The 15,227-nt window shown below is 59.2% G+C and carries 4 protein-coding genes; all 4 read left to right on the top strand.

All coding sequences use genetic code 11. The features are described from left to right. Positions 1-14 precede the first annotated feature (14 nt). The 4 genes from ptsP to C4J92_RS21475 all read left to right on the top strand — a co-directional run bounded on the left by ptsP (position 15) and on the right by C4J92_RS21475 (position 15,172). Positions 15-2,528 (top strand): phosphoenolpyruvate--protein phosphotransferase, encoded by a 2,514-nt coding sequence (gene ptsP, locus C4J92_RS21460; RefSeq protein ID WP_124405189.1) that lies wholly within the window; start codon positions 15-17, stop codon positions 2,526-2,528. 26 nt (positions 2,529-2,554) lie between these two features. Further along, positions 2,555-4,261, top strand: a complete 1,707-nt coding sequence (gene nagE, locus C4J92_RS21465; protein ID WP_124405190.1) for an N-acetylglucosamine-specific PTS transporter subunit IIBC — start codon at positions 2,555-2,557, stop codon at positions 4,259-4,261. Between the two features lie 78 nt (positions 4,262-4,339). Then, a complete protein-coding gene (locus tag C4J92_RS21470) occupies positions 4,340-10,339 on the top strand; it encodes a membrane-targeted effector domain-containing toxin (protein ID WP_177413190.1) in 6,000 nt (1,999 codons plus the stop codon). Between the two features lie 159 nt (positions 10,340-10,498). Continuing rightward, a complete protein-coding gene (locus C4J92_RS21475) occupies positions 10,499-15,172 on the top strand; it encodes a dermonecrotic toxin domain-containing protein (RefSeq protein WP_124405191.1) in 4,674 nt (1,557 codons plus the stop codon). Positions 15,173-15,227 lie beyond the last annotated feature (55 nt).

Raw genomic sequence — 15,227 nt, forward strand, 5'->3', positions numbered from 1 at the left:
TGAGTACCGTGCCCATGTCCAACAACAATAACCGACTGACCCTTAGCGCCCCCTTGAGTGGGCCGGTGCTGGCCCTGGGCAGCGTCCCCGACGAAGTGTTCGCCAGCGGCGCCATGGGCGACGGTATTGCCATCGATCCGTTGAATGACTGCCTGCACGCGCCGTGTGACGGGGTGATTATCCATGTCGCCCGCACCGGGCACGCGCTGACCCTGCGCGCCGACAACGGTGCCGAAGTGCTGATGCATGTGGGCATCGACACCGTGGAACTCAATGGTGAAGGTTTTGCCTTGCTGGTGAAGGAAGGCGCGCGGGTGAGCCAGGGCCAGGCGCTGGTGCAATTTGACCTGGACCGCATTGCGCGCCAGTGCAAGAGCCTGGTGAGCTTGATCATCCTGACCAACAGCGACCGCTTCGAACTGACGCCCTGCCCGCTCAGCACGGTCAAGGTCGGGGAGCCGTTGATGCAGGTGACGCTGCGTTCGGGCGCCCCCGTTCAAGCGGCTGTGGATAACTCGAGCGCCGAAGCCAGCGCCAGCGTTCGCGTCACCCATCGCGGCGGTTTGCATGCGCGCCCCGCTGCGCTGATCCGCAAGACCGCCCAGGGTTTCAGCAGCCAGGCGCACCTGCACTTCGCTGACAAGTCGGCGTCGTGCGACAGCCTGATTGGCTTGATGGGATTGGGCATTGGCGAAGGTGACGAAGTACGCGTGACCTGCCGTGGCAACGATGCCGATGCGGCGCTGCAAGGGTTGATCGCGGCGTTGTCCGTGGCGATCCGCGAAGATCACCACGCTCCTGCAGTGGCGGCCGTACCACGTCGCGCCAGTGTGGAAGCCGATGTGTTGCAAGGCGTGTGCGCAGCCCCCGGCCTGGTGTGCGGCCCGCTGTTTCGCCTGACCGGCATCGAGTTGCCGGAAGACACCGGTAACCATTCGGCCGGCGAACAAAAGCAGCGTCTCGATACGGCACTGGAGCAGGTGCGCGGCGAAATCCGCAGCACCCTGGACCACGCCCGCCAACGCAAGAACGTCGACGAAGAAGAGATCTTCGCCGCCCACCTCGCGCTGCTGGAAGACCCGGCATTGCTGCAAGCCGCTGCCGACGCCATTGCCCAGGGCAGCGCCGCCACCCATGCCTGGCGCGATGCGATCCAGGCCCAGTGCGCGGTATTGCTGGCACTGGGCAAGCCCTTGTTTGCCGAACGCGCCAACGACCTGCGCGACCTGCAACAACGCGTATTGCGTGCGCTGCTGGGTGAAGCCTGGCACTTCGAATTGCCCGCCGGATCGATTGTCGGCGCCCATGAACTCACCCCCTCGGACCTGCTGCAACTGAGCGAGCAGCAAGCCGTGGGGATCTGCATGGCCGAGGGCGGCGCCACGTCCCACGTCGCAATTCTGGCGCGGGGCAAAGGTTTGCCGTGTGTGGTAGCGCTGGGTGCCGAGCTGCTGGAGGTGCCCCAGGGCCAGCGCGTGGTGCTGGACGCCGCCAATGGCCGCCTGGAACTGGCGCCCAGCGATGCTCGCCATGCTGAAGTCCACCAGATTCGTGACGCGCAGAAGGCCCGCCGCCAGCAGCAACAGGCCCAGGCCCGATTGCCGGCGCGCACCCTCGATGGCGTGAGCATTGAAATCGCCGCCAACGTCGCCTCCAGCGCCGAAGCCCGGCTGGCGTTTGAAAACGGCGCCGATGGCGTCGGCCTGCTGCGCACCGAATTCCTCTTCGTCGACCGCCGCACCGCGCCGGATGAACAGGAGCAGCGCCAGGCCTATCAAGCCGTGCTGGATGCCATGGGCGACAAGTCGGTGATCATCCGCACCATCGACGTGGGTGGCGACAAGCAACTCGAATACCTGCCGCTGCCTGTCGAAGCCAACCCGGTGCTGGGCCTGCGCGGTATTCGCCTGGCCCAGGTGCGCCCGGAACTGCTCGACCAGCAACTGCGCGCGCTGCTGCAAGTCAGCCCGCTGCAGCGTTGCCGCATCCTGCTGCCGATGGTCAGCGAAGTGGATGAGCTGCTGCAGATCCGCCAGCGCCTGGATCAATTGTGCGCGGAGCTGGCACTGACCCAGCGCCCCGAACTGGGGGTGATGATCGAAGTGCCCGCCGCTGCGCTGATGGCCGAGCAATTGGCCGAGCATGCGGACTTCTTGTCCATCGGCACCAATGACCTGTCCCAGTACACCCTGGCCATGGACCGCGACCACGCGGGCCTCGCCGCCCGCGTCGATGCGCTGCACCCGGCCTTGCTGCGGCTGATCGCCCAGACCTGCGCCGGTGCGGCGAAACATGGACGCTGGGTCGGCGTGTGTGGCGCCCTCGCCTCCGACCCATTGGCCACGCCGGTGCTGGTCGGCCTGGGCGTCAGCGAGCTGTCGGTGAGCCCACCGCAGATCGGCGAAATCAAGGACCGCGTCCGCCATCTGAACGCGGCGCAATGCCGGCAATTGAGCCAAGGCCTGCTCGACCTGAGCAGCGCCAAAGCCGTTCGCCATGCCTGTCAACACCACTGGCCGCTGAGCTGACAACAACAAGAATAGGGAGACACGCCATGTATCAACATTTCATCGAAGGCCTGCAACGCCTGGGCCGCGCACTGATGCTGCCGATTGCGATCCTGCCGATCGCCGGCCTCTTGCTGCGACTGGGCGACACCGACTTGCTCAACATCGCAGTGATGCACGACGCCGGGCAGGCCATCTTCGCCAACCTGGCATTGATCTTCGCCATCGGCATCGCCGTCGGCTTTGCCCGCGACAATAACGGCACGGCCGGCCTGGCCGGTGCCATCGGCTACCTGGTGATGATCTCCACCCTCAAGGTGATGGATGCCAGCATCAACATGGGCATGCTCGCCGGGATCGCCAGTGGCCTGATGGCCGGTGGGCTGTATAACCGCTTCAAGGACATCAAGCTGCCGGAGTACCTGGCGTTCTTCGGCGGGCGGCGATTTGTGCCGATTGTCACAGGTTTTTCGGCGGTGGGACTGGGCGTGATCTTTGGCCTGATCTGGCCGCCGATCCAGCACGGCATCAACAGCTTCGGCGTGTTGCTGATGGAAAGCGGCAGCCTCGGCGCGTTCGTGTTTGGCGTGTTCAACCGCCTGCTGATCGTCACCGGCCTGCACCACATCCTCAACAACATGGCGTGGTTTGTGTTCGGCAGCTTTACCGACCCGGTGACGGGCGCGGTGGTGACGGGTGATCTGACTCGATATTTTGCCGGCGATCCGAAGGGGGGCCAGTTCATGACCGGCATGTTCCCGGTGATGCTGTTCGGCCTACCTGCCGCCTGCCTGGCGATGTACCGCAACGCCCTGCCGGAGCGCCGCAAGGTGATGGGCGGGATCTTCCTGTCGATGGCCCTGACCTCGTTCCTTACGGGGGTGACCGAGCCGATCGAATTCGCCTTCATGTTCCTCGCACCGTTCCTGTATCTGCTGCATGCGCTGCTGACCGGTCTGTCGATGGCCATTACCAACCTGCTGAACATTCACCTGGGCTTTACCTTCTCCGGTGGCTTCATCGACATGGTCCTCGGCTGGGGCAAGTCCACCAATGGCTGGCTGGTGATACCGGTGGGCCTGGCCTATGCGGTGGTCTACTACACCGTGTTTGATTTCTGTATCCGCCGCTTCAACCTGAAGACGCCCGGCCGTGAAGACATTCAGGTCGTGCAGACTGAAGCCATGACCGACAACCAGCGCGCCGGTGCCTACATTCGCGCCCTGGGCGGTGCCGCCAACCTGCTCAGTGTCGGTGCTTGCACCACGCGCCTGCGCCTGGACATGGTGGACCGTAACAAGGCCGTGGACGCCGAGCTCAAGGCCCTGGGTGCGATGGCGGTGGTTCGCCCCGGTAACGGCGGCAGCTTGCAGGTGGTAGTCGGGCCGATGGCTGACAGCATTGCCGACGAGATCCGCCTGGCGATGCCGACCTCCGGCAATACGCCGGCCCCGGTCGTGGCTATGCAAGCTCAAACCTCGACCGTCGCAACCGCTCAGGCCGAGCAATGGCTGAGCGCCTTGGGTGGCAGCGACAATGTGCTGCAACTGGACTGCGTGGCCATGACCCGTATCCGCTTGCAACTGGCCGATGACCAGGCGCTGTCGGAGCAGCAGCTCAAGGCTCTGGGTTGCCAGGGTGTGAGTCAGCTCGACGGTGGTATCTGGCACCTGTTGGTGGGTGATTCGGCCCAGGGTTTAAGCGCCGCTCTCAAAGCGCTTTCCAGCCGCAGCTCGGTAAGCTCCAGCGTCTGACACCGCTACCTATCTACCGCCCGACCACGGGCACGACTCTCCATGCTGGACTCTTGTCCCAACATGGAGAGCGTTCCTGTGAGCACCACCACCCAGGCCGTTGAAGGCATCAAAGGCAATCTCAACCAGATTGGCAATCACCTGCTCAAGATCGAAAGACCGCTTCTGCCAGAGCAAAAAGCTTCAACCGAACTGGCTTATCTGGAAACACTGAACGGCGTCCTGAAAAGCTATCGGCAGCAGTTTCTGACCAAGAGCCGAGCGTTTTATCAAGCACTGGAGCCGCATGATTTACCGCAAAAACTTGCGCTGCTCAAGACGACGCTGAACGCTCATCTACAAGACCTCGATCTCTCCGAGCAGATCGGCGGTAAGTCACGCAAATCCTTCATGACCTATAACGCAGGCTTCACCGCGCTTGAGCATGAAGCCGCCCTCGGTGTCCAGGATCGCCTGTTACACCCGCAGGAACAGAAAATCCTCGCAAAGGTGTCGCGGGGACCAGCGCTACGTCCCGGCGTTTACGCACTGACTTTCCGCTACCAGGAACAGGTCGTCGAACTGGCCGGTGCCTTTGTACTCACCGAAAAATCCAGCCCGCTGGCGACCGACCTGTCGCCAGGCCAGGCAGTCGGCGCAGTGATGCTGTTCACCCCTGCGCATGGAATCGAATCATTCGACTCGCTGGATAAACTCAACAACCATTTGCTGCAAGGCATGGATGACACGGCTCAGCATCGCGACTTCATGAGTCTGCTGCCTATGCGCTATCACGCCCTGACACCCGCTGGGATCTGGCCGCTGGAACTGTCGCCCATAACCGATGAGCCGCTGTTCGAACACACGTACAACGCCCTGATCGACAAACGCACCCAGGACATCGACCGTGCCTTGAGCCTTGTCGATAACCCGACACAAGACGCGGTGCAGTTGATCGATGCCCTTGATCTCGCCATCACCTGCGCCCTGCCCGACCTCAACGCCCGTCTGGAGTGGCGCGCTCAGCGCTTGCTGGAGCGCCACCTGCGCAACAGCGCCCCGGACTGGTATCGCAGCGCCAGCGAAACCCGGCGAGCCACCCTGGCCGAGCATCTGGCCCGCTATAACGAAGCGCGTCAGGACATGCTCGACCTGCTCAACCCTGTCGCCACGCCTGAAACCCTGGCCCGTTATCAACTGCTCGAACGCCTGAGCGATGACCTGGATATTCACCACCTGAACCCGGAACACCTGCAGGTCATCACCCGTCGCCATGTCGCCCCTATCGGCGAGTATGAACACGACCGCAATCTGATCGACCTGGCCCTGCGCGGCCTGCGCACCGGTGATGAGTTGCCCGGTTCCGACTTCCTGGAAAAAACCACTCTTCTCTATAATGGCGCGCCCCTGCCCGAAGACTACGACGACCTGACACCGGCCTGGCTGGCGCGGCAGCTAAGCACACTGCAACCGCGCATCGCGTTTGGCGATATACAAATACAACTGCACAAGAAGCCCGAACTCAGACACGCCATCGAACAGATGCTCGATCAGCGGATCAACGCACTGGCCTATACCGCAGTGCTCCAGGGCCACCTGCGCGAGGACGACTTCCAACTGGTTCAAAGCCTGCGCCAGGGCAGCGATAGCCAACTGAGCGCCGCGACACTTTCACTTCATGAGGCACAACTTCAAGACTTGTGGGTATTGCGTCAGAGCGATGCCAGCGGCGTGGTCAAGCGCCTGTTGCTGTGTACTCCCGAGGCGCCTCAAGAGCAGCAATTCCAAGCATTTGACAGCGAAATCGCCTGCCAGAACCATATCCTCGGCTGGAGCCTGGACAACGGCCACAGAGAACCGCCAGGCACGCTGACCGACTACCTGATCAAAAGGGTCCCCCTGCGTTTTCGCCCGGCCATGAAACGTGTCTTGAACGGCCTGAGCTTCAAGCCCCACGCCCAGGAATACAACGAGGTGGCGTTCAACAATATCGGCAGTCATGCCGATTGCCTCAAGGCAATGTCAGCCCACGTCTTGGCAACCCGTATCGACGACTACGCACTCGGCACACCGAACTGGTTTCGCTCCACCAGCACCGACAACCGCCGGAAACTATTGCAACTGGCCGAAGATGCCCGACACGCCTTGCGCATCTACAACGATTTGCCGTTGTCCGAAGCGCGCTACCCAAGCTTTTCCGACTACCTGCATGAACAGGCGAAAAAGAAGCTGAACGAGCTGCTGGGGCGCAGGCAAAACGATGTTGATCCCGATACGGTGTGGGCCTACTCACCTGCGGCAGTGCTGGGCAAGTTGACCCCACCACCCCTGACTTACACTGAACTTTATCGCGACGGCTACAGCGACGGCGTGGGTTTTCTCGACCAGAAATTCTCTCGATCAGCCCGCTTCAAAGGCCCGCAAGGCATTGATATCAGCCCACTGACCGCCGAAAAGGTCGCACGCTCGGTCACTGGCGTGTGGATCGGCGCGCGCTACATCAACGAACTCAAAGCGAAATTGCTCGACAGGGCCAGTGCGGGCTACAGCTTTCGGCGTAACGCGACACTGGCCATCACCCAATTGCAATTGCAAACCGCCGCCCTTGAAAGCCGCCTGCAAGGAGATATTGCCGACGTTGACCTGATATGGCTGAACCAAAGTATCGCCAGCATGGGCGAGACTTCGACACAGACACGCGGCAATTATGCGATCCACCGACTTCTGATCGACGGCGAATGGATCATCGATACCTACCTGTTCAGCCACGGCGATAACCCCGTGCTGCTCTACACACCGCAAGCGCCAGATGGCATCAGCTTTCGCGAGGCCCGGCAGTTCAACTACCTGCTGAAAAAGCTACCCGGCATGATCACCTACCTCACCAGCCGCGTCGGTGTGCCGTCCCGTACACGCGTGCGCACATTCCTGGAGGAAGCGCAAAAACAGCTGCCTGAAAACCTGGATAAAACCACCGCCAGCCCAGCGCGTTACGACTCGACCCGCGCCATACCTCCAGTACTTGACCTGCGCCGGCTGCTGTATGACATGAAGCTGCAGCGCAAAATCGATGACGTGCAAGCAACCACCGTCAATCGTACCCAAATGATCGCCGGCATCCTGTGGACCTGCGTGGAGTGGGCGAGCGCCGTTGCCACGGCCCCGTTTCCGGCGCTGAGCCTGAGTTTGGGGATGCTGCTGGCTTTCAAGGACGGCATGCTGGCCTTGCACGCTTACCATCAGGGCGATAACGCAGGTGCCCTGGAACACTTGATAGGCTATCTGCTCAACAGTGCCGGCGCAGCCTTCACCGATCTGCGCCCGGCCCTCGCATCATTGAAGCAGCTAAGCAAACCGGCCTTGCGCCAGGTCGCGAGAAGAGCCCCACAGAACCCGGTCATGAAGCTGATCCAGCAATTGGAACCTGCGCCACTCCCAACCGCTGACATGCAAAGAGTGCTGTTTGACAGTGAATTCCTTTGGGCCAAAAAGACGCCGGATGAGATCGGTCGCTACTTGTTGTATCGCCTCGACCCGATCAGCGGGCAACTGGTCTCTACCACCCGTGTGGCAGCGCCAAACGCACAAGGGGTCTGGACACGTACCGGCGTCACTGGCGGAGCACCCAAGTATGAAAAACTGCCTGAAGCACCTGACACGCTGAAAAACTATGAGATGCCAGCCAGACACTGGCGCGATGTTGAACGCGTACTGGACCCGGACATCGGTGCCGCCATGCGGCAACGCGCAGACGAGTGGTTCAGCGATCCTGGCCTGCTCCCCAGTGTCGCCGCAGCACAGCTGGCACCTGCACTCAACATTTATAAACAACAAGTCGAACGTCTGACGAAGGACGCCCAGAATTTCTTCAAATATCTCGACCCTCTTGCGCCACGAGCCGACGCCCTTGCTGTCGAGGCCAACACTCAGTTCCCACAATTGATTGCCAGCGATGCTTTTGCCGCAAACCAGAACCTGGTCATCGGCGCGGTCCCCGGCTCTATCGCCAGCAAGCAATTGCTGATTGAGCAGATGGATGCGTTGATCGAAAACGGTTTCAAGCGTCTCTATGTGGAATACCTGCCCGGCGATGTGTTTCGACCCAAGCTGGAGAAGCTTAATCGCGGCAAATCATGGAGGCATATTGAGCGGCACTTGAAGAACCTCGACAAAACCGTGGGCTTCGCCGAGAACGCCGAATACTCCTACCTGGCCCTGGTACGCAAGGCGCGCGAGAAGGGCATCAAGATCAAGGCGCTGGACGCCTCGACCTCCTACCACCTGGAGGATGCCCTGCAAATGGGCGATACCTCCCCGACCACGCCGCGGGACAACGCCATCAGAAACTTCTACTCCCACCGCGCCATCGAAGCGGATGCCCTCACCGAGCCCGACGAGCGCTGGGTTGCACTCGTGGATTCATCCCGCCTGCGTACGTTCAATGAAACACCTGGCCTGGCAGACCTGCAAAATGCCGTCGCCCTGCGAGTTGAGGACATCGGCCCGAACCAGCCCGTGGGTATCTGGACAGACACCCCCGGATCGATACCGGGTGACCCGTCAGCCAGGGGAGACTATCGAATGACACTGCAAACCCCCTACAAAGCGCCCGCTCCTATCGAGCCGAAGGCTGGCGGCGTCAGCGCAGGACAAGTCGACCCGGTGGCCGGCACATCATCCTCGGTGCTCAATGCCAACGAGTTTGACATCCCTGTCTCCATGAGAGATGAAATTATTCGCCTGGATTACAGCAGCCGCCGTGGCCTGGATCCCGTTTACCGTCCTCGTGGCGGGGTAAAGGGGGCTGCTTTCGATACTTTTATCGAGGCGCGAACCCGGCTGCACGTCAAGGCTGAAGAGTTCTTTACCGACTACACTCCCCCCTCTCGACCGACGTTGCCCACCATAACGGACAACACCACACCTGAATCCTTTCTGAAACAGATCAGCGACAGTTCCTTGCCAGGGCTTGTGCTGGGTGAACCCCACGGCATGGAGTCGAGCAAAAAACTGCTGATAACACAGATGGAAACCATCAAGAAGTTGGGTTTCAAGACACTCTATGTCGAACATCTGTATACCGACCTTCATCAGGCCGAACTGGAGGTGTTTCTTAAAACCCAACAGCTCCCTGACAACCTCAAGAGATACCTGAAACAACAGGACATAGGCCACATGCACTTCCGTCATGCCGGCCCTCACACCTACACGGAGGTCTACCAAGCCGCCAGCAAATACGGCATCCGTATCAGAGCCCTGGACTGCGTCGCCAGCTATAACCTCAAGGGAATGCCCGACGACGCCCGGACCAAGATGTTCAATTATTTTGCCTCACGGGTCATACAAGCTGACCAGGCGGCGCATGGGCCGCATAAATGGATCGCTTTCGTCGGCAACTCACATGCCAATTACTACGCAGGGATACCTGGGCTGGCAGAGTTACTGGAGACGGTCAGCCTGAACGTCCGTGATGTCGCGCCTGGCCTGGGCAAAAAAATTCACCTCGGTCGCTGGGAAACACTGGATAGCATAAAGGGCCGGAGCGCATTGCGTAACGACTTCAAACTGGAGGAGGTCATTGTCGGACAGCCAGCACGTATCCCCGATGTTCCTGTCGACAGGTCAACGTTGAAAGACCCGCGCCACTACCTGATCGAACGCCTATCGGACCCTGAGACCAATCTGCTGCGCTACTCCGACGCGGAGGGCATCATCTCTACGCCTATTCAGATAGACGATACCGGTCTGTTCTTTATTGATCTGGAGGGTATGGCCCATGAGCGCTTCAAATACCAGAAAGACCTGATCTACAAAGTGACAAGGGACCTGCAACTGACGCCGGCGCCTGTTGTACCTGCAAAAAGGACATGGTTGAAAAAAACCGGGCACTACGTGATCGAACGGCCATCGGAAACCGAGGCTAATTTGATACATCTCTCCCGTAACGATGGCGTTATGGTCACAGCCATTCAGAAAGACGATGCAGGGAAGTATTTTATTACTCGATGGAATATGGAGCAGCGACGCTTCGACTCCGAGGACGCCCTGATCAAGTCACTCCAAATATATCCAGGTCTAAGACCCGCACCAGCACCGTAACCTGCTTTTTCGATTGCTCTCCGCTGTTTGGAGAGCAGTCGTCGGCAACCTCGACCCTACAAATATCCGCCATCTGCGCCTTTGCCGAGTATCTATCTACCGCTCGATGCGCTATCCGCCCGTCTACGTTAGACGCATCAACCGACAGGGAAGATTGGCATGCGCACTACGTTAGAACTCTCTCCAGCGATTCAACAGGCCAGCGCATCACGCGACTATCTATCACCATTATTTGCCGCCCGACCGCGGCTGACGGCGGTGGCTCAGTCATTGCTCCAGGAGTGGATCAAGGACTGGGCGATGGGCAACTCGTTACAAGCGAGCGACCTGTGGGTGGGGGTGCAACGGGAGGGCGCGGGACCAGGCTTCAGTCAGCTTCAAACCTTGAGTGATGCCCTGATTCGGCGCTGCATGATTCGAGAGCCGTTGAATTACACGCCTGGGCACCATCGTTTGCTAGCCAGTTCGACAACCTCGGGACCGGTGTCAACGACGGGGACCGAAGCCGTGTCGATCGATGACATCGAACTCATGCTCAACACCTTGGCACCCGAGTTGGGAAAGGCGTTTACTTCCCATTTGGTTGCGTATTGGAACAGTGCAGTGCCCGCGAATGCCTCACTGACACGCTGGCGGGCCGTAAGCAATCATCTGCACTTGGGCTTACAGCGGGCACGGCAGAATCCGCCGTTAAACGCGTTAGAGCGGGAGATGCTGTTGGGGGACGAGGCGTACGTCACACGTCAGGCAAACCGCACAGGAACTACGTGGGACAATAACGGGCTGCGGTTCTATCAGGTGTATGCCGCCAGTGAAGGACAACCCGGCCAGTGGCCTCCCCTGCTGGTACTGCGCCGACAGGTAAACCAGCAGGAGGTTGTCCTCGTCTACATCCCGCCCATTCAGCTGTTGAGGCTCGATCAGTTGGCGGATGTGGGCGCCTTGTTACCCCGCTATATGAGTGAATACACCCCGGGGCTGTCGATCCAGTGGGTCCTCAAGGAGATTGATAGCAACCCCTTCGATTACCTGGCGCAAAGCCTGTTGGAAAAGCAACTCAGGGACTTGGCCCGCATTGACTGGTCGCAATACGCCGAAATCGCCGACTATGAGCAACTGTTCAAAGACCTCACCGACCCACTGGCCTGGTTCGATCCCGACCGCAACACCCCGTTGATCAATGAGGAGCAACTACCTCTCTGGTTGCAGACCGCCTCGACCGCTGATCGCCTCACCTATGGTCAGTTGCTTTCCCGACTGACTCAGGTGCAACAACGCACAGCCGGGGCCGGATTCATGGATGGGCTTGACCCGATTGATGTGTATGCCCGCAAGGCCCTGCAACGCCAGATGGCGCTGGATTATCCACAGGAAGTACTCATTAACCCGGACGACTACCGGCTGACCTTTACCCGAACCCAGGGTGGGACGGTGGGCTGGACGCAGCAAACTGTCCTGACCCTGACGCAATCTGCGCTGGAAAACCCTTTCGCCACGCCCTATGCCGGTGTAGAGATCAGCAATCAGGCAGAACCCGGTTACGTACCCGATTGGTGGATCAAGCCGACCTACCTCAAGAAACTGATCGAAACCGTCAATGTAGGCCGGCACTATCCGGCACTCCTCAAGGACCGCTTGATTCTGAACGCGGTCGAGTCCGGTCGGCGCCGGCGGTTGTTTATCGACCAAATGACCGTCCAGTTGCCCTTGCAGGCGCTGGAGTATTGCCTCAGCAAGCGGCAAGGCGTCACGTTTTCCGGCTTTCAGGTAGTCCGGGCGCTGCTGGCGGATGAACCGGCACAGCGTCAGGTCGACGGCGAAGCCATCGTCGCGCGCCCCCTGGCATTCCTGACCTACGAGGGAAGTGCTGCACACAGGGCCGGCAATATGTTTGTGATTGGCCCCCGTGACAACAGCACGCTGCCGCATATTCTCTATCGCCCTGGCCACACTGAAGCCCTGCGCCAATTTCCCAGCCGGGAAGCACTGCTCCAGGCAATTGCTCAAGGCGATAGCACATTACAAGGGGCGGTATTGGAGAGCTTCTCCGAGCAAGATCGAGCGTTGTTCCGTAACGGCGGGTTTATGCAGCCCCACACCCAGCGCTTTCTGCAAGGCGATGAACATGAGCCGCTATATACCCCCAGCCCGGTATTGCTCAGTGATACACCCGTGTCGGGGGATTTCCTGGCCAGCGTATTCGATGAAAACGCCAGGAGCCTGTGGCAGCGCGCGGAAAAACAGTCGACCTCCAATGAAGCGTTGCGCTGGACACTCTTCAAGAATGATCTATGGCAGGTGTTCGGCGCCTTTTTACCGCTGATAAGGGGCCCGGTGGCGACGGCTGGATGGCTGTACACATTGCTGAGCAGCCTGCACACGTACGTGAGATTACCGCAAGAGGCTGATCCAACAGCCCGGGCCGATGCACTGGCAGAGCTGCTCTCCAGTATGTCGGCGTTGCTGCTCAATCATGCACTGACGCTGGACGAGCGCCTGGCGGTGAATCCTGCAAAAATGCCCATCAGGCCCAGACTTATAGAAAGCGACTTCAGTCCGCCCGTGCATCAGAAAAAAACTCCATCGACATTTGCGTGGCGGCGTCTGCATGCAGACATAACAGAGATGAATTTGTCCTGGTCCGATCCATCCGGTCAACCGACGGGGAGGCTGAAAACAGCATTGGAAACCTTCAAGTGGCGACCGGCTGCGGGTGAACAGTCACCGGACATTCTCAAAAACGTTGAAAGAACCGGGCCACTGAGAGGTCTGGTCAGCAGACCCGTTACCGGAGCAGAACCGCATCATCTCGCAGTCCTTCAAGGGGCACTGTACGCCGTCAAGAAGTTCGAGGGGTGTTTACGAGTGGTCGACCTCAAACAACCGGGACGCTGGGGCCCTTGGATCAGGCGCAATAACAGGGGGGTGTGGACCATTGATTTGCAGATGCGCTTGCGCGGCGCTGGGCCGAAAAAAACAGTGGCGGCCCGGCGAGCGCAAATCCAGCACTACAATCAAGAGCTGCAAAACAAATACCACGATGTGACAGCCCGGTTGATGACGGCTGAACGGGCCGTGCAGATAGCCTCCACACTCAATGAAAACCCCGCGCTTTCCATGCAGCAACGGCCGGCAATCAGGGCAAGCCTCGTCAGCAAGCTTGAGGAACAGATGCGTTTTCAATTCGAGAAGTTGGATCTGCTGTACGCAAAAAACCACAACCAGCCCCTCCCCGGGTTCGAGCAGGAACTGATACAGCAACAGGAAGCCCTGGTAGACAACCTGCAGCATCAAATGGCTGTAGTCATTCAGGAGCGCCACGACGCTGCTCCGCCGAAAGCGGTTCAGAATCAGTGGCTGGCACAACTCGATGAGACCGACGAGAGCACCGCCCAGGCGGCTCATAAAAACATACAGGACTACCTGGGCAAGGTTGCGGGTTTTAACGACCGACTGATTGAGTTGAGCACGCTGGAAAAAAACAACCTGCAGCAGCTTATGTCCGTCCCCGGGTTTGATCTGTCACGCAGCACGTTGGCACAGGATCCAGTACAGGCAGCACCGCTTGACTGGATGTTCGCACAATTGGACGTGTACAAGAGCCTGGTTTTGAGGCGACCACCGCTGCCCGAAGAGTTTGATGATTTTGTGCACCTCAAGCAGTTATGCGACAGCGTGATGCTGGCCATCGCGTCGCAAAAGTACGTGCAAGCCCCTGGCCTCGTCTCGCCTGAGCTACGGATTAGCGGGCTTGAAAAACTCATTCATGAGTACACGGATACCCAGTCCTGGCTGATTTACTATAAGCAGGCCCAATCGGGACTGATAGACCCTGAGCATTTAATGGGGCTCTGGCGCCAGATCGACAAAGTAAGGCAGATGGCGGAACAGGATCTGGCCTTAGCCATCAGTGAGCAATCGCACATCCCTGAACGGCAACCGACTCCAACTCCGAGCCTGAGCCCAGGCAAGCGAGTGATACGTGACCGTAAACAGCGGGTATGGGTCGGCCAGGAGCGCGAGCGCACCCCGGAGTTGGACGTAGAAATCATGGATGTTATCGGACCTGTCGATAACCAGCCCGTGATCAGTTTTCGCAAGAACGCTACGACGGAGGAGTGGGAGGAGAATATCGAGCCCAAAAAACCGTCCTTCAGACCCGCTCGGTCGCTGAAAAAACTGCTGGCTGACGCAAGAGATTTGCTGTCCAAGGGACCCTCCACGATAAGTCGAGAGCAAAAAGAATCACTGAAGTCCAAAACACCGAACAGTACCGAGGCACACCTGGCTCGCCTGGCCGACGCAATGGATGAGGTGGCAGGGAAAATTCGTGACATCTGGGCGCAAGAACCAGCAAGAAAAAAAGCGGCCGACGAACAGCTGGTCGATAAGCTGACCCAGGGTGCCACCGGCCTGCGGGAGCAAGGTCGATTGCTTCGAGTTGCCATCATCGAGCGCAATCTACCTAACGAAGCGGGGATTGAATACTTGAAGGCTCAAGGGGAAATCGACATTTCCCTTATAGAAGGACGGGTCAAACTCAAGTCAGAAAACGACTACCTGCAAGAGTATGTGATTCATAAAAAAAACCGGCAGGTGCTGGCCTATGCTCACTTCCACTATTCAGCGGCTGATACCGCCAACCCTCAGTTCAACGTCGCCCATCTGAAATTGCCGGAACAGCGCTACCTGAGCTTTGCTAGCCTGGCCGTACAACCGAAGGAGAATATTCTCCCAATCTACTACAGCCGTATCAGCCCCAGGCTGGCCGAACCGCTGTTTCTGAGCGTCACTCGTTCAATCAAGCGCCACGGGAGGAAGGACTATTGGTAAATGACGCCTAATAAAAAGCCACTGGCCAATCAGGCCAGTGGCTTTTTGTTTTTAC

Origin of the sequence: Pseudomonas sp. R3-18-08, from assembly GCF_003852065.1 — a bacterium.
Lineage (GTDB): Bacteria > Pseudomonadota > Gammaproteobacteria > Pseudomonadales > Pseudomonadaceae > Aquipseudomonas.